Source organism: Exiguobacterium sp. s43 (genome assembly GCF_018617255.1).
GTDB classification, from domain to species: domain Bacteria; phylum Bacillota; class Bacilli; order Exiguobacteriales; family Exiguobacteriaceae; genus Exiguobacterium; species Exiguobacterium profundum.
The window spans coordinates 1,583,737-1,600,540 of record NZ_JACSJT010000001.1; the positions used below are offsets into that span (position 1 = coordinate 1,583,737).

19 protein-coding genes are annotated in these 16,804 nt (G+C 48.7%); all 19 read right to left on the bottom strand.

Annotation, left to right across the window (positions count from 1 at the left end; translation table 11 throughout):
* Positions 1-11 precede the first annotated feature (11 nt).
* The gene (hslU, locus tag KNO79_RS08140) at positions 12-1,382 is read right to left on the bottom strand and encodes an ATP-dependent protease ATPase subunit HslU (RefSeq protein WP_074037255.1); all 1,371 of its coding nucleotides are present in this window, start codon (positions 1,380-1,382) and stop codon (positions 12-14) included.
* Positions 1,379-1,927, bottom strand: coding sequence for an ATP-dependent protease subunit HslV (gene hslV, locus KNO79_RS08145; protein WP_078146697.1), 549 nt, complete (start codon positions 1,925-1,927; stop codon positions 1,379-1,381). Before hslV ends, hslU begins: the two co-directional genes overlap by 4 nt.
* Positions 1,928-1,938: 11 nt before the next feature.
* Positions 1,939-2,820, bottom strand: a complete 882-nt coding sequence (locus tag KNO79_RS08150) for a tyrosine-type recombinase/integrase (RefSeq protein ID WP_078146696.1) — start codon at positions 2,818-2,820, stop codon at positions 1,939-1,941.
* Between the two features lie 184 nt (positions 2,821-3,004).
* Complete coding sequence (gene trmFO, locus KNO79_RS08155; RefSeq protein WP_015881379.1) at positions 3,005-4,315, bottom strand: FADH(2)-oxidizing methylenetetrahydrofolate--tRNA-(uracil(54)-C(5))-methyltransferase TrmFO; 1,311 nt, start codon at positions 4,313-4,315, stop codon at positions 3,005-3,007.
* The gene (gene topA, locus KNO79_RS08160) at positions 4,315-6,411 is read right to left on the bottom strand and encodes a type I DNA topoisomerase (RefSeq protein ID WP_078146694.1); all 2,097 of its coding nucleotides are present in this window, start codon (positions 6,409-6,411) and stop codon (positions 4,315-4,317) included. Before topA ends, trmFO begins: the two co-directional genes overlap by 1 nt.
* Before the next feature lie 65 nt (positions 6,412-6,476).
* Positions 6,477-7,271: a DNA-processing protein DprA gene (dprA, locus tag KNO79_RS08165; RefSeq protein ID WP_074037261.1), complete on the bottom strand. Its 795-nt coding sequence runs from the start codon at positions 7,269-7,271 to the stop codon at positions 6,477-6,479.
* A 50-nt stretch (positions 7,272-7,321) separates the two neighbouring features.
* On the bottom strand, positions 7,322-8,239 hold the full coding sequence (sucD, locus tag KNO79_RS08170; RefSeq protein WP_015881376.1) for a succinate--CoA ligase subunit alpha: 918 nt from the start codon (positions 8,237-8,239) through the stop codon (positions 7,322-7,324).
* Positions 8,240-8,251: 12 nt separating this feature from the next.
* Positions 8,252-9,412 carry an ADP-forming succinate--CoA ligase subunit beta gene (gene sucC / locus KNO79_RS08175; RefSeq protein ID WP_159562085.1) on the bottom strand — a complete coding sequence of 387 codons (1,161 nt, stop codon included), beginning with the start codon at positions 9,410-9,412 and terminating at the stop codon, positions 8,252-8,254.
* A 120-nt stretch (positions 9,413-9,532) separates the two neighbouring features.
* A complete protein-coding gene (locus KNO79_RS08180) occupies positions 9,533-9,793 on the bottom strand; it encodes an EscU/YscU/HrcU family type III secretion system export apparatus switch protein (protein WP_074037264.1) in 261 nt (86 codons plus the stop codon).
* Complete coding sequence (locus tag KNO79_RS08185) at positions 9,790-10,635, bottom strand: hypothetical protein (protein WP_214691058.1); 846 nt, start codon at positions 10,633-10,635, stop codon at positions 9,790-9,792. Before KNO79_RS08185 ends, KNO79_RS08180 begins: the two co-directional genes overlap by 4 nt.
* A gap of 14 nt (positions 10,636-10,649) precedes the next feature.
* Positions 10,650-11,402 (bottom strand): ribonuclease HII, encoded by a 753-nt coding sequence (locus KNO79_RS08190; RefSeq protein WP_214691059.1) that lies wholly within the window; start codon positions 11,400-11,402, stop codon positions 10,650-10,652.
* A gap of 41 nt (positions 11,403-11,443) precedes the next feature.
* Complete coding sequence (gene ylqF / locus KNO79_RS08195; protein ID WP_159562082.1) at positions 11,444-12,304, bottom strand: ribosome biogenesis GTPase YlqF; 861 nt, start codon at positions 12,302-12,304, stop codon at positions 11,444-11,446.
* A gap of 12 nt (positions 12,305-12,316) precedes the next feature.
* On the bottom strand, positions 12,317-12,859 hold the full coding sequence (gene lepB / locus KNO79_RS08200; protein WP_015881370.1) for a signal peptidase I: 543 nt from the start codon (positions 12,857-12,859) through the stop codon (positions 12,317-12,319).
* An 82-nt stretch (positions 12,860-12,941) separates the two neighbouring features.
* Positions 12,942-13,295: a 50S ribosomal protein L19 gene (gene rplS / locus KNO79_RS08205; protein ID WP_015881369.1), complete on the bottom strand. Its 354-nt coding sequence runs from the start codon at positions 13,293-13,295 to the stop codon at positions 12,942-12,944.
* A 114-nt stretch (positions 13,296-13,409) separates the two neighbouring features.
* Positions 13,410-14,126, bottom strand: coding sequence for a tRNA (guanosine(37)-N1)-methyltransferase TrmD (gene trmD / locus KNO79_RS08210; RefSeq protein WP_074037266.1), 717 nt, complete (start codon positions 14,124-14,126; stop codon positions 13,410-13,412).
* Positions 14,116-14,634, bottom strand: coding sequence for a ribosome maturation factor RimM (gene rimM, locus KNO79_RS08215; protein ID WP_015881367.1), 519 nt, complete (start codon positions 14,632-14,634; stop codon positions 14,116-14,118). Before rimM ends, trmD begins: the two co-directional genes overlap by 11 nt.
* Before the next feature lie 53 nt (positions 14,635-14,687).
* The gene (rpsP, locus tag KNO79_RS08220) at positions 14,688-14,963 is read right to left on the bottom strand and encodes a 30S ribosomal protein S16 (protein ID WP_015881366.1); all 276 of its coding nucleotides are present in this window, start codon (positions 14,961-14,963) and stop codon (positions 14,688-14,690) included.
* An 82-nt stretch (positions 14,964-15,045) separates the two neighbouring features.
* Positions 15,046-16,386 (bottom strand): signal recognition particle protein, encoded by a 1,341-nt coding sequence (ffh, locus tag KNO79_RS08225; protein ID WP_159562079.1) that lies wholly within the window; start codon positions 16,384-16,386, stop codon positions 15,046-15,048.
* Between the two features lie 11 nt (positions 16,387-16,397).
* Positions 16,398-16,721, bottom strand: a complete 324-nt coding sequence (locus KNO79_RS08230) for a putative DNA-binding protein (protein ID WP_015881364.1) — start codon at positions 16,719-16,721, stop codon at positions 16,398-16,400.
* Between the last annotated feature and the right edge of the window lie 83 nt (positions 16,722-16,804).

A 16,804-nucleotide genomic window follows, 5' to 3' on the forward strand; every position in this document is an offset into this window, starting at 1 on the left:
CATACAGAATCTTATAATATATATTGGCTCAAATCACGATCGTCGGCGATGGAACCGACTTTTGCTTGTACGTAAGCTGGTGTGATTTCTACGGTTGTTTGTGGCATATCTGCCGCTTCAAATGATAAATCTTCTAAAACGCGCTCCATTATAGTATAGAGGCGACGTGCACCGATGTCATCGGTCTCACGATTGACATGTGTCGCAATTTTCGCAATTTCTTCAATGGCCTCATGCGTGAAACGGACCGTGATTTCTTCAGATTCTAACAAGGCCGTATATTGTTTAATGAGTGCCTGTGACGGTTCCGTCAAAATCTTGACGAAGTCTTCTTCCGTCAAGCTGCTCAATTCAACACGAATTGGGAAGCGTCCTTGTAGCTCTGGAATCAGGTCAGACGGCTTAGCCATATGGAATGCACCGGCCGCGATGAAAAGAACATGATCCGTTTTAACCGGTCCATACTTCGTGACGACCGTAGATCCTTCTACAATCGGAAGAATGTCACGCTGCACCCCTTCACGGGATACTCCGGCGTGATCTTGTGATTTTGTGGCGATCTTATCGATTTCATCCACGAAGATGATACCCATCTGTTCACTGCGCCGCACGGCTTCATCGTGGACTTCGTTCAAGTCCAGCAAGTTCTCTGCTTCTTCAGCAATGAGAAGCGGTCTTGCTTCACGAACCGTCAGCTTACGTTGTTTCCGTTTCTTTGGAACGATTTGACCGAGCATATCCTGAAGATTCGACAAACCTTCCATCCCTTGACCCTGAAACAAATCCATCGTCTGCTTTTCTTCTAATTCCACTTCAATCACGCGTTCTTCGAGTTCACCGAGTTCGAGCAAGCGTCGAAGTTGCGAACGGTCATTATTGGATGTGTCCGACGTGGTTTCTGGCTGTTGTGTCTGTCCGCCGAACAACGCTTCGAACGGATTCGATGCAGTAGGTGTCGCTTTTGCTTTTCCTTGTAGCGCATCTAAAAGGCGTTCCGTCGCCGCACGTTCCGCTGGCTCCTTCACATCTTCTTTTTTCTCTTCTTTGACAAGACGAACCGATGCCTCAACGAGATCACGTACCATCGATTCAACGTCACGACCGACGTAACCAACTTCCGTAAATTTCGTTGCTTCTACCTTCACAAACGGTGCACCGACAAGCTTAGCTAACCGTCGAGCAATTTCGGTCTTTCCGACCCCGGTCGGTCCGATCATCAAAATATTTTTTGGTGTAACCTCATCGCGAAGGTCTGCACTTAACTTTTGACGTCGATAGCGATTTCGTAGAGCAATCGAAACTGCTCGCTTGGCATCCTTTTGTCCGATTACAAAACGGTCTAACTCCGTTACGATTTGTCTAGGTGTCAACTCTCGGTTCATTCAGCAGCGCCTCCAATCGTTTCTACAATGACTTGATCATTTGTATACACGCAAAGCTCACCAGCGATTTCAAGAGCGGCACGCGCGATTTCTTCAGCAGACTTTTCAGCAGAATGGCGTACGAGTGCGCGACCTGCCGCTAAGGCATAGTTCCCACCGGATCCGATTGCAAGAATTCCATCGTCCGGCTCAATCACTTCTCCATTCCCAGAGACGAGCAAAAGATGATCGGCATCCATCACAATCAATAGTGCCTCGAGTTGACGCAACATCTTATCCCCACGCCATTCTTTCGCAAGTTCTACCGCTGCTCGCGGCAAGTTACCGTTATACATTTCAAGTTTCGATTCAAACTTTTCAAACAATGTGAAAGCATCGGCTACGCTACCTGCAAAACCGGCAACGACTTTCCCGCCATAAAGGCGTCTGACTTTCTTCGCCTTGTTTTTCATGATGACGGCATTCCCGAATGTGACTTGGCCATCTCCACTCATCGCACATTGGCCATTGTGTCGAACTGCAAAAATCGTTGTTGCATGAAACATATCGTAACCTCCTACTTTCTTGGATGTGTCGCTTGATAAATCGACCGAAGTCGTTCGGTCGATACATGGGTATACCGCCCGGTCGTCGACAAGGACTCATGCCCAAGCAACTCTTGGACGGCACGCAAGTCCGCTCCCCGTTCTAACAAGTCCGTCGCAAAGCTGTGTCGCAACGAGTGCGGGGTAAGTGGTTTATGTACCCCACTGTCTTTTCTCAAACGTTTCATGACATAGCGGATTTGGTCTGTTGTCATCCGATTCCCTTTTTGACTCAAAAATAATGCGGTTTCTGTCGGGAGCCCGACACCTTTGCGTAATTCGATATAACGCTGCAAAGCATGTACGGCATATTGTCCGATCGGGACATATCGTTCTTTCTTCCCTTTTCCCATCACATGGACAAAGGATAAAACCTCATCGAACGAGGAAAGGTTCATCCCACACAGTTCTGCGACGCGGATTCCCGTCCCATAGAGCACTTCTACGATGGCGACGTCCCTCGCCTGTAAAAAAGGATCTTCCTGCCTCGAGGCAGCCTCCAACAGTTGCTCGACTTCCGTCGGGACGGCAAAGGTCGGCAAGGACTGTCTCTTTTTCGGTGAGGTCAGGTCGTGGAACAACGGTTCTCCACCTTGTTCTCTTGCCATAAACTTCCCGAATTGCTTGAAACAAGATACTTTTTGGGACACCGTAGACGCGGCCAATTGTTTCTCATAAAGGACATATAAATAACGCCGCGCCGTCTGAGCATCGTAGGGATCTTGATGCGTCGATTGGCAATATGCGGCGTACTGGTCGAGCGTTTGCTCGTAAGAGCGTTTCGTATGAGGAGACAGTCGACGTTCAATTTGGCAGTAGCGTAAAAAGGATTGTCGATCCTCTAAAAATCCCATTTTATCGCCTCCTCGATGACTCGTAAAAACGCATGTTCTCGTCAAATCGAAATTAGCATAGCATACAGAATGTAAGGTGACAATAGATAGCCGTTCAATAATCTGAAAATTTTCAAAGTATGAAACAAAATACACAATTGAAATTTTACTTCAAAACAAAAGAGCCAAAAAATGGCTCTCCTGTTCAAAGATCTTTATACTGTTGTATCGTTTCTAACGCACGGTTCGCGTAACGCTCGTACCGTTCTTGTTTCTTCATCTTTTTCGGAGCGTCTTCTAGTGATGGCACCAATCCGAAGTTTGCATTCATCGGTTGGAAGTGCTTCCCGTCGGCTGTCGTGATATAATGCGCCATCGAACCAAGCATCGTCTCACGCGGGAGAACGACGAGTTCTTCACCTGCGATCATCTTCGCCGCATTGATCCCAGCTAGAAGCCCGGACGCTGCCGACTCCACATATCCTTCTACCCCTGTCATCTGACCGGCGAAGAAGAGCGTGTCACGTGTACGCGCCTGATACGTCGGCTTGAGTAAGCTCGGTGAGTTGATGAACGTGTTACGGTGCATGACACCGTAACGGACGATGTCCGCATTCTCGAGTCCCGGGATGAGACGGATGATGCGCTTCTGTTCGCCCCACTTCAAATGTGTTTGGAAGCCTACCAAGTTATACAGTGTGCCCGCCGAGTTGTCTTGACGAAGCTGAACGACGGCATATGGACGTTTTCCTGTCTTCGGGTCTTCTAATCCGACCGGCTTCATCGGTCCGAAAAGAAGCGTCTTTTTCCCACGCTCGGCCATGACTTCAAACGGCATGCATCCTTCAAAGTAAATCTCTTTTTCAAACTCTTTTAGCGGAACGACTTCTGCCTTGATCAGCTCTTCGTAAAACACGTCAAACTCTTCTTCTGTCATCGGACAGTTCAAGTAAGCGGCTTCACCTTTGTCGTAACGCGACTTCAAATAGACTTTATCCCGATCAATCGTATCACCATCTAGAATTGGTGCTGCCGCGTCATAGAAGTAGAGATAATCTTCTCCTGTGAACGCCTTGAGTGATGCAGAGAGGTCAGGGGAGGTCAAAGGGCCAGTCGCCACGATGACGATCCCTTCAGGAATCTCTTTGAGCTCTTCGTTGTGCACTGTGACATTCTCGTGGTTCTTTAGCTTCTCGGTGATGAATCCGGCAAACTCATGACGATCGACGGCAAGGGCACCCCCAGCAGGTACACTTGCCGTGTCCGCCGCCTTTAAGATGAGCGAGTCAAGCGTACGCATTTCTTCTTTCAAGACACCTACGGCATTTTGAAGACCGTTCGCACGTAGCGAGTTCGAACAGACGAGTTCTGCAAATTGATCCGTGTGGTGCGCCGGTGTTTGACGAACCGGTCTCATTTCATACAAATCTACTTGAATACCGCGCTTAGCGAGTTGCCAAGCCGCTTCGGAGCCGGCCAATCCAGCTCCGATTACAGTTACACGTTGTTGCAACATTAATCCTCCTCTTGCTGATGTACCTCGGTGTGGGTACAGTTCGTACATTGATATTTCACGCCGTCTTTAATTTTTTTCTCGACCATCAAACTGTCGCATACTGGACACGGTTTCGCAACCGGTTTATCCCATGAGACGAATTCACATTCCGGATAGTTCGAGCAACCATAGAAGAGACGACCTTTTTTACTACGACGTTCTACGATTTGTCCATCCTTACAGTTCGGACACGGGACACCGATTTCGACTTGTACCGGTTTCGTGTTCGTACAGTTCGGGAAGTTCGAGCACGCCATGAACTTGCCGTAGCGTCCCATCTTGATGACCATTGGTGACCCACAGACTTCACAATCGATTCCGGCAGGTTCATCTTTCACTTCGATTTTCTCGATTTCTTCTTCAGCACGCTTCAATCGTTTCTCGAAAGAACGATAAATCGGAGCGACGACTTCCGTCCACTCGACTTCCTTATGCTCGATCGAATCAAGAAGGGTCTCCATGTCGGCCGTGAACTGGACCGTGATGAAGTCGTTGAAATACTCATCAATCATCTCGATGACGAGTTCTCCAAGTTCAGTCGGTAAAAACTTTTTCTCTTCGAGAACGACATAACCGCGTCGTTGGATCGTGTCGAGTGTCGGCGCGTACGTCGACGGACGACCAATCCCGAGTTCTTCCATCGCTCGAACGAGTCGCGCCTCTGTATAACGAGGTGGCGGTTGTGTGAAGTGTTGTTTCGGCTCAATCGTTTCAAACGTCACGGTATCATCCACTTCGAGAGGTGGCAATAATCCTTCCTTCTCTTGGTTCGTGTCCTCAATGTCATCGTCTTTCGACTCGATATACACTTTCATGAAACCAGGGAATTTGACTGTCGACCCGTTCGCACGGAAAATCATCCCGTTCGACTCGACGTCGATTTTGACCGTATCAAGAACAGCTGGCGCCATTTGGCTCGCAATCAATCGTTCCCAAATCAACTTATACAGTCGCAACTGGTCACGTGACAGATATGGCTTCAAGGAAGCTGGGTCGCGCAATGCTGAAGTCGGACGAATCGCTTCGTGCGCGTCTTGGGCATTCGCTGATTTCTTTTCTTTTTGTTTCTGTGAGGCGACATACTCTTCACCGAATGTCGATTCGATATATTCCTTCGCCTCCGTCTTCGCCAAATCAGAGATACGTGTCGAGTCGGTACGCATATACGTAATCAAACCGACTGTACCCTCTTTTTTACCGAGATCGATTCCTTCATATAATTGCTGCGCGAGCATCATTGTCTTCTTCGCACGGAAATTCAATTTACGGGCAGCATCCTGCTGCAATGAACTTGTAGTGAACGGTAGCGAAGCGTTCCGCTTCCGTTCTTTCTTCGTTACATCAATGACTTTAAACGTATCATCGATGGTATCAAGGACAGATTGCGCGTCTTCTTCAGACTTCAATTCCATCTTCTTCCCATCTTTTCCGTAAAATGAAGTCTCGAACGTTTCCCCATCATGATTTAAATCAAGTTTAATCGTCCAATACTCTTCCGGGTCGAACGCGTTAATTTCGCGCTCACGGTCGATAATCATCTTCACGGCTACCGATTGAACTCGCCCTGCAGACAATCCTTTTTTGACTTTCTTCCATAATAATGGGCTCATCCCGTATCCGACAAGACGATCTAAAATACGTCGGGCTTGTTGTGCATCGACGAGATCGTGATTGATCTTACGTGGATGTTTAAACGATTCTTTAATCGCATCTTTCGTGATTTCGTTAAAAACGACACGACATTCTGTCGTTTCATCGACACCGAGTGCGCGTGCTAAATGCCAAGCAATCGCTTCCCCTTCTCTATCGGGGTCGGCCGCGAGAAAGATTTTTGTCGCTTTTTTCGCTGCTGTCTTCAATTCTTTCAATACCGGTCCTTTACCACGGATGGTAATATACTTCGGTTCAAAGTCGTGTTCGACGTCTACACCGAGTTGACTTTTAGGCAAGTCAATCACGTGCCCCATCGAAGCTTTGACCATATAATTCGGACCTAAATAACGTTTAATTGTTTTTGCTTTCGCAGGTGATTCGACGATCACCAGATATTTTGCCATACATCTGCTCCCCTTTTAGAGGTCATTTAAATCCCTACCATAATATTCATGTTCTCACTGGTTTGTCAACGTACAATCTTGAGATCTCGAATAATTTGATCGGAATTCGTCAATGGAATCGCACCTTCTTCAATCAACCGGTTCGGTCCCTCCGCGAGTGGATCAAGGGGTGAACCTGGCACCGCAAATACCGTTTTCCCTTGCTCTAGAGCATGTCCGACCGTATTCATCGTCCCACTCTTTCGTCTCGCCTGTATAACGACCAACGCATCGCCAAGACCACTGACCAAACGATTTCTTTCCAAAAATTGAAATTTTTGAATCGGCGTGTTTGGTACATATTCACTAAGTAAGACTCCCTCTTGTGGAATCTGTAAAAGCATGTCTCGGTTCGCCTCCGGATAGAGCCGGTTCAGTCCAGCTCCCAGTACCGCCACGGTCGGTCGACGAGCGCGAAGGGCATGGGCGTGGACGAGCCCGTCGATTCCGAGGGCGCCACCTGAAACAGATACAGTTTCTTCTATTAAAGAGTGATAGTGATTCACGAGCGATTGACTGATACGATTCAACTCACGACTTCCGACCATCGCAGTCGTTCTTTCTTGTAGTACCTCTAAATCTCCATGATAAAACAAGCAATATGGTGGGTTGGGGATGTCGAGTAACCGTTTCGGAAACAAGTCGTCTTCCCATGTGACGAAATGTTTATACGACTCCGATGCGTGCCAGGCTCGTTCAGCCCGTCTCCAGACATGTTCAGAAAATTGTGTGCGATGTGCTCCGAGTGTCCCGTTTAAATAATGATGCACAAACTCAACTGGCATTCGTGCTGCAGCAAACCGAGCTATTGTTTGATTCATCACAAACTCTCCTTTAAAAAAATGAGGGATGCAAGCATCCCTCAAGATTCTCATGTCGTCGGTTGACCCGTGACACATGCTTCGTATAATCCTTGCTGTTTCAAGACACGAATCAACGTTTCACCGATAACCGCTGGTGTTTCAGCGACTTCGATTCCATTCGCGTTCAATGTCTTGATCTTCTCAGCAGCCGTCCCTTTACCACCTGAGATGATTGCGCCCGCATGTCCCATGCGCTTGCCTTCAGGAGCCGTCTGGCCGCCGATGAAACCGATGACTGGTTTCGTCATGTTGGCTTTTACCCATTCAGCTGCCTCTTCTTCAGCCGTTCCACCGATTTCCCCGATCATGATGACCGCTTTCGTGTCCTCATCTTCGTTGAACGCTTTAAGCGTATCGATGAAGTTCGTTCCGTTGACCGGGTCTCCCCCGATTCCAACAGCTGTCGATTGTCCGATACCTGCTGTCGTCAACTGATGAACCGCCTCATACGTGAGCGTCCCAGAACGTGATACGATTCCGACGTGCCCTTTCGTATGAATGTAGCCAGGCATGATGCCAAGTTTCGCTTCTCCAGGTGTGATGATACCAGGACAGTTCGGTCCGATTAAACGAGCCGGTTTGTCCTCGAGATAGCGCTTCACTTGAATCATGTCCACAACTGGGATTCCTTCTGTGATACAGATGATAAGCTCGATACCGCTGTCTGCCGCTTCCATGATTGAATCCGCTGCGAAAGCAGGTGGAACATAGATGATCGATGCATTGGCACCAGTTGCTTCGACCGCTTCAGAGACGGTGTTGAAGACTGGAACGTTGTCGAGGACCGTCGTGCCACCTTTACCAGGTGTGACACCACCGACTAATTTCGTGTTATATGCGAGCATCTGTTCACCGTGGAACAGACCTTGCTTCCCTGTAATCCCTTGAATGATTACTTTCGTATCTTTATCCGCCCAAATACTCATGTCGTTTCCCCCTTATCGAACAAGTGCTGCGATTTTTTCTGCACCGTCAGCCATCGAGCTGGCCGTCGTGATCGCAAGTCCAGATTCATCGAGAATGCGCTTCCCGGCATCAACGTTCGTTCCTTCTAAGCGAACGACGAGTGGTAAGTCGAGTCCGATTTCTTTCGTCGCAGCGACAATCCCCTCTGCGATGATGTCACATTTCATGATCCCACCGAAAATGTTAACGAAGATCCCTTTGACCTGGTCATCAGACAAAATCAACTTGAATGCTTCTGTTACTTTTTCTTTCGTCGCACCGCCACCTACATCGAGGAAGTTAGCGGGTTCAGCGCCGTAATGTTTGATGATATCCATCGTTGCCATCGCAAGACCGGCACCGTTGACGAGACAACCGATGTTTCCGTCGAGTGCGATGTAGCTGAGGTCGTGTTTTGACGCTTCTACTTCACGTGGGTCTTCTTCCGTCGTATCACGAAGAGCAAGGACGTCCGAGTGACGATAGAGCGCGTTGCTATCGAAGTTCAACTTCGCATCGAGCGCAATGACGTTACCGTCTTTCGTCGTGACGAGCGGGTTGATTTCCGCGATTGTGCAATCTGTCTCGACGTACACTTTATACAGCTTCATGACCATGTCACTGAACTTATTGACAAGTTTCGTCGGGACTTCCATTTTGAATGCGAGACGACGCGCCTGGAATGGACGTAAGCCAACGACCGGGTCGACGATCTCTTTATGAATCTTCTCTGGTGTATGTTCAGCGACTTCTTCGATGTCCATTCCACCTTCAGATGAACCCATGATGACAATTCGGCCGATCGAACGGTCAAGCACGAGTCCTAAGTAAAATTCTTGGTCAATCGCAGAACCTTCTTCGATATAGAGACGCTGGACAACTTTTCCTTCCGGACCTGTTTGGTGTGTCACGAGCGTTTTCCCGAGAATCTCTGAAGCATATTGCTTCACTTCTTCATCTGTCTTCGCAAGTTTAACACCACCCGCTTTACCGCGGCCACCTGCGTGGATTTGAGCTTTTACTACCTTCACTTCACCTTCAAGCTTCGCAGCAGCTGCAACAGCTTCTTCAACAGTAAAGGCCGGATAACCCGTCGGAACGGCTACCCCAAACTCTCTTAACAATTCTTTCGCCTGATACTCATGGATATTCATATGTTTTCCCCCTTAGTCCCCTTTAATATCGGCACGTCTATTGTAACGAAAAACTGAAAGCGCTGTCTATCGTTCTTGCTTTAAGTTTTCATCTTTTTTTCACATATATCCCTAGACAAATCAAATTTTATCCTGTTCCATCTGATAAAGAAACACAAAAAGTTCCGCAATGACTTGATAGACGTCCTCTGGAATCTGCTCTTCAATGTTCAAGGCCGACAGTAACGAGAGGAGCGCTGGGTCTTCATGGATAGGAATGCCGTTCGCTAAAGCAACTTCAAGCATCCGCTCGGCCACGATACCCGTTCCTTTTGCTACGACATGGGGCGCATCCATCGACTGCTCATAGGAGAGCGCCATCGCTTTCTTCTGGTCTTTCATATTTGGAGGTCCACCTTTCCGAGCGGCGCAAACGTTGCCGGAACGTGTTCACGCTTCGCTTCATACGAAAATGAAGACAGTTCGAATGACACCTTTTTTAAACCTTCTTTCAAAAGTGGTTCGTATGTACGGACGTATGGAGCCAAATCGTGTTGCTCATTGAATACACGTACGGACACGTAACGCTTTTGAATCAACACATCAATCCCGGTCTCACCATATCGCGGCGTTTCAAGAAACAAGACGATCCGCGCATGATCCGAGTCCATCGTCTCTCGTTTCGGGGCCTCTAGACGAAGTTGAACGTTTTCAAACGGACCCAATTGCGGTATGTGAAATGCTTGAGCGACGAACGGTGGGCTTTGGCTCGCGTTGAACGCTTCCTGCGCACGCACGAACTGCTCGAACTTCGGCTCACCTTTCGCTTTGAACAGTTCCCCGACGAGCGCTTTTACATCCTGACCTGCGCCGCTTTCTAACGCGGTTTTGCCGGCCGCCTTCACGGAGTCCGGCGTCAGCATCGGTTCTCGCATCAGGCGTCCGAGCTGTTCTCCTAACGCCTGCAGAGGCGACTTGGCCGCCATGAGCGATTCTGTCGCTTGCGTGACGACCTTCAAGACGAGCTTCGGTTCAACGTCCGTGACGACCAGCTTATACGTGACGTTCTCTTTCACGTTCGCATTGACACCGACCCGGAAAATCCCTTGGGGTAGTTGCATAACCGCCTCGTTGCCAGGTAAGAGCTGCAATACCTTTCCGACGACTGTGTTCCCTAGTAATAGCGGGCGTGACGTCTGTTCCGTCACTTTGAACGGCATCACCCCTTGATGATCGATCCGCAACGCGACCACTCCTTTCACATATGCTTGATGGGGGCGAACGTACGGCGATGAATCGGAGTCACCCCAAGGCGTCTTAACCCTTCTAAATGAGCCTCTGTTCCATATCCTGCGTTTTTCGCAAATCCGTATCCAGGATACGTCAAATCATATTCTTCCATCATCCGGTCCCTTACCACCTTAGCGACGACACTTGCCGCGGCTATCGACACACTGAGCGTGTCCCCTTTAATCAATGACTGTTGAGGGATGTCGAGCTCGAGTTTCATGGCGTCAATCAATAGGGCGTCTACTTCTCCGACTTGATGAATCGCCTCTGTCATCGCTAGTTTCGTCGATTCGTATATATTGATGACATCAATCGTCTTCGGCTCGACGATGCCGACACCGACCTCCGCGACCTCGATGATGTGTGCGTATGCTGCATCCCTCGCCGTTTTGGACATTTTTTTCGAATCATTCAATCCCGCGAGATAGAACCCATCCGGTAACAAAACTGCAGCAGCCACGACCGGTCCCGCGAGCGGTCCCCGTCCGACCTCATCGACTCCGACAATTCGAGTGAAGCCTCGCGCCTTCCATTCATGTTCATACGTCATGCGACGTTCGAAATCGACCTGTAACGCCCATTCTCGCTCGAATTGACGCTGTTTTTGCCGAAGCAACGTTTGCACGCCCGCTCGAGGGTCTCGTGACAAGGTCGGGAAGATTTGTACCCATTCTTCATATCGGATGTCCTCTAGTTGTTGTTTAATCTGTTGAATCGTCACGGTCTTCCTCCTATTCAAAAAAGCCCTGTGTGCACAGGGCTTTACGCCATTTCGTGATCAGCCGGTGTCTCAAGCGAGATCCGTCCGATTTTTTCATGTCGTAGTTCATTCAAAAGTAGTTCGCTCGCTTTTTCGAAATCGACGTAACCGCCACTGATGAGACCACGCTTTTTCCCGATCAACTCAAGGAGCTCAACGCTGTCCTCGGGTAACGTTTCAAGTTTGAATCGTTCCTTTAATTGTTCAGGATAACGAGCATGCAACTCGCGAACCGTATACAAGGCGATATCATCCAAGTTGAGAATCTCGTCTTTGATAGCGCCGGTCGCGGCTAGACGATATCCGACAAGTTGGTCCTCAAATTTCGGCCAGAGAATCCCCGGCGTGTCCAACAGCTCCATCTCGCCGCCTTTCATCTTGATCCACTGTTGACGCTTCGTCACACCAGGACGATCGCCCGTGATGGCGATGTTTCGTCCGGCGAGACGGTTGATGAGCGTCGACTTCCCGACGTTCGGGATTCCGATGATGAGCGCACGGATCGGTCCGGGGTTCCGCCCCTTCTCACGCATCCGGTCATGCTTTTCTTTCATCAACTTCTGAGCACCCGTGATGAGCTGTTTCAAGCCTTTGCTATGTTTCGCGTCGACAGCGACAACCTCGACTTCTTCGCGTTTCAAGGCACGTAACCACGCCTCCGTCACGACGGGGTCGGCCATGTCTGCTTTGTTCAAGACGATGAGACGGGGTTTTCCCGCTGTAATCTCATCGACCATCGGGTTGCGACTCGACTGAGGCACGCGTGCATCTACGAGTTCGATGACGACATCGATTAGCTTTAATTTTTCAGTTACTTGTCTTCTTGCTTTGGCCATGTGGCCAGGAAACCATTGAATTGCCAAAAAAGCACCACCTTAATCTTCTACCGTGCCAACATCATCGAGTGGCCAGAAGATGAAGTTCGTCTTGCCGACAATCTCCTCTTTCGACACAAATCCGATCTCACGGCTGTCTTTCGAGTTTTGACGATTGTCTCCCATGACGAAGTATGATTCCTCTGGAACGACCGACTCACCCGTCACTTGTTCGAGTGTGAAGTTCTCGGTCAACGGGAACCCGTTCATCTGGGCACGAAACTCGTCTAAATACGGCTCTTCTACCGCTTCACCATTAATATAAAGCACATCATCTCGATATTCGAGCGTGTCGCCTGGGATGGCGATGACACGTTTAATATAGTCTTTTGATTCAGTCGCATGGAATACGACGATATCACCTCGGTCTAGCTCCCCAACATAGTTCGAAATTTTACTGACGATCATTCGATCCGCATTGTGGAGTGTCGGCATCATCGACTCTCCTTCAACGATGACAGGAACGAAGATGAACGTCCGGATGACGAACGCGATGACAAGAGCGACCACGATGGCTTTTAGCCAACTAAACACTTCTTTCAACTTCACTCACTCCTCTATCCATTTGAACTTATTGTACTAGAAAAAAAGAAGCTTGTCGCAAGCGACAAGCTTAATTCCCATCTTAACGACGGATTTCTTTAATACGTGCTGCTTTACCGCGAAGGTTACGGAGGTAGTAAAGTTTCGCACGGCGAACTTTACCGTAGCGTACGACTTCGATTTGTGCAACGCGTGGTGAGTGAAGCGGGAATGCACGCTCAACACCTACGCCGTAAGAAATCTTACGGACTGTGAATGTTTCGCTGATGCCGCCACCTTTACGCTTGATTACAACACCTTCGAAGATCTGGATACGCTCACGCGTTCCCTCTACAACTTTAACGTGGACACGTACTGTGTCACCAGGACGGAAAGCAGGTACGTCCGATTTGAATTGTTCTTCTGTGATTTCACGGAACAGTTTTTGTGTGTTCATGAATCATATCTCCTTTTTCTTCAATGTTCATATCTTCATATGCCCAAGCATCCAATAGCGGAACATCGGTAATCGATGGGTTTAACCCACATGCTCAAACATAGCATATATTTCTCAATCGCGCAACGATTGCAGAAACTTTTTATCGACATCCGTCAACTCGACATGTTCGAGCAAATCCGGACGTCGTCGATACGTGCGTTCGAGCGATTGCTCTCGGCGCCATGCCTCGATCCGGGCGTGATTTCCCGACAAGAGCACTTCCGGCACGGTCAATCCACGAAAATCAGCCGGTCGTGTATAGTGAGGGTATTCCAAGAGACCAGTCGAGAACGAGTCATCTTCATGGCTCGCCTGATCGCCAAGTACATCCGGAATGAGCCTTACGGTCGCATCAATCATGACCATCGTCGCGAGCTCTCCACCTGTCAAAACGAAATCACCGATCGACACCTCGTCGGTCGCCAGTTCATCATGGATCCGTTGGTCGAACCCTTCATAATGTCCACACAGAAAGACCAGATGTTCCTCCTTGGCCCATTCTTCGGCCATTCGTTGATTGAACGGTTTTCCGGTAGGCGTCGTGAGAATGACCCTTGGGCTCTTCGCCTCAAGGGAATGAAATGCATCAAAGATCGGCTGCGGCGTGAGCAACATGCCCGCTCCACCGCCGTACGGATAATCATCGACTTTATGATGCTTGTTCGTTGAAAAGTCCCGAAAATTGAGGAACGACATCTCCACCTGTCCGAGCGCCTTCGCTCGACCGACGATGGAGTGATCGAGCGCATGAAACATCTCCGGGAACAACGTCAATACATCAATCTTCATCGTCAATCATTCCAGGGATCGGCGTGATGACGACACGCTTCGCATCGACATCAATCTCTTGGACGACCGATTCGATATAAGGGATGAGCGCGTCCGACTTTCCTGGTCGTTTGATGACCCATACGTCGTTCGCTCCATTCGTTTCAAAGATGTCGTCGACGACACCAATGACTTCCCCATCCACGACAGCCTCACAGCCGATGATTTCATGATAATAAAATTCGTGTTCGTCCAAGTCGTGGACGTGTTCGGCGTGGACATATAGTTTCAGCCCTTTATATTTTTCAATGAGGTTGATATTGTCAAACCCTTTGAATGTGACGAGGTGAAACTGCTTATGAGGACGATACGTCGTGATCGTCATTTCCTGTTTCGTTCCGTCGACATCAAGAAACAACGTGTTTCCTTTTTTAAATCGCTCTTCTGGAAAGTCTGTCGCCGCCAAAATCTTCACTTCCCCTTTCAGGCCGTGCGTATTGGCGATTTTCCCTACATATAACCAGTCCATCTTTTTTCCTCCTCAACAAAATAGGCCGACCTCAGAAAAGGTCGGCCACATCATTACTTCGCGTTTTTCGCGTTGTGGAATTTCTCCATGATCCCTGCTTTAGAGAACAAGTTGCGTACTGTGTCAGATGGCTTCGCGCCGTCTGCCAACCATTTGAGAGCGAGTTCTTCGTTGATGCGAACTTCTGCTTCTGGTTTTGCAACCGGGTTGTAGTGACCAACTTGCTCGATGAAGCGACCGTCACGTGGTGAACGTGAGTCTGCTACAACGATACGGTAGAAAGGTGATTTTTTTGCGCCCATGCGCTTAAGACGAATTTTAACTGCCATGGTAATATACCTCCATCATGTGTTTAAGAATTGACAACTTTTATAGTATACAGCTTTTTCGTTCGACTGACAAAAGATTTTGTTAGAAGAATGGAAGGCCGAGACCTTTTTTCTTCCCTTTCATTTGTCCTGACATTTGTTTCATCATCTTCTTCATGTCATCGAACTGTTTGATGAGACGGTTCACTTCTTGAATCGAGCGACCGCTCCCTTTTGCGATCCGCTTACGACGACTCGCGTTGAGCACTTCCGGATTGGCGCGCTCATGTTTCGTCATCGAGCGAATGATCGCTTCGACGTGATCGAGTTGTTTCTCGTCGATTTGGACGTTCTTCAACCCTTTCATCTTACCTGCACCAGGTAACATCGAAAGTAATTCATCAATTGGTCCCATGTTTTTCACTTGGGCCAACTGTTCAATGAAATCATCGAACGTGAATGACGCGTCACGAATTTTGCTTTCAAGCTCCTTCGCTGCGTCTTGGTCCATCTGTGTCTCGGCTTTTTCAATGAGCGAGAGCACGTCCCCCATTCCGAGGATCCGTGACGCCATGCGTTCCGGGTGGAATGGTTCGAGGGCATCCAACTTTTCTCCGAGACCGACGAATTTAATCGGCGCTCCCGTGACTGCCTTAATCGAAAGGGCTGCCCCACCTCGTGTATCTCCGTCGAGCTTTGTGAGCACGACCCCGGTGATTCCGAGTTTCTCATTGAAACTGTCGGCCACATTGACCGCATCTTGACCCGTCATCGAATCGACGACGAGGAAGATCTCATTTGGTTTGGCAATCGTCTTCACATTTTCGAGCTCGCCCATAAGCGTCTCATCGATATGAAGGCGACCGGCCGTATCGATCAACACGAAATCGTGATGATTTGTTTTTGCGTACTCGAGTGCCTTCGTCACAATCTCTTCCGGCTTCACTTGATCACCAAGTGAGAAGACTGGTAAATCGAGTTGTTTTCCGAGTGTCTCGAGCTGCTTGATTGCTGCAGGACGGTAGATGTCCGCCGCGACGAGAAGTGGACTTCGGTTATGCTTTTTGCGAATCAAGTTCGCTAGCTTCCCGGTCGTTGTCGTTTTCCCTGCCCCTTGCAGACCGACCATCATGACGACTGTCGGTGGTTTCTGACTGAATGAGATCGGGACGACATCGCTTCCCATCAAGTTCGACAACTCTTCGTGAACGATTTTGACGACTTGTTGACCTGGCGTCAATGATTTCATGACATCCTGACCAACCGCGCGTTCCTTCACGTCATTGACGAATTGCTTGACGACTTTAAAGTTGACGTCGGCTTCGAGGAGGGCGAGGCGAACCTCACGCATCATCTCTTTGACATCGGCCTCCGAAATTTTCCCTTTACCGCGCATTTTTGAAAGTGTCGATTGCAATCGTTCTGATAATCCTTCAAATGCCATGCTTCAGCCCCCTACTCTAAATTCTCAAGCGCAGAAATCGTGGCGCTCACGTCATCGGTGAGCTCGACTTGACGTTTGAGGGTCTGAAGAAGTTGCTGGCGCTGTTCGAACTTTTCGAATAGGGCTAGCTTTTCCTCGTACTGTTCAAGCATCGTTTCTGTGCGCTTTATGTTATCGTAGACCGCTTGACGGCTGACTTCAAACTCTTCCGCAATCTCTCCGAGCGAGTAGTCATCTAGGTAATAAAGAGACATATAGTTGCGCTGTTTCGGTGTGAGGAGCGCTTGATAGAAATCGATGAGATAGTTCATGCGATTCGTTTTTTCGAGCGTCAAACCTTTCACCTCCACATGTTAAGTGAAATCCCTTTACAACTACCTATAGTACAGCCGTGCCTACTACTTGTCAAGTTTTTTTC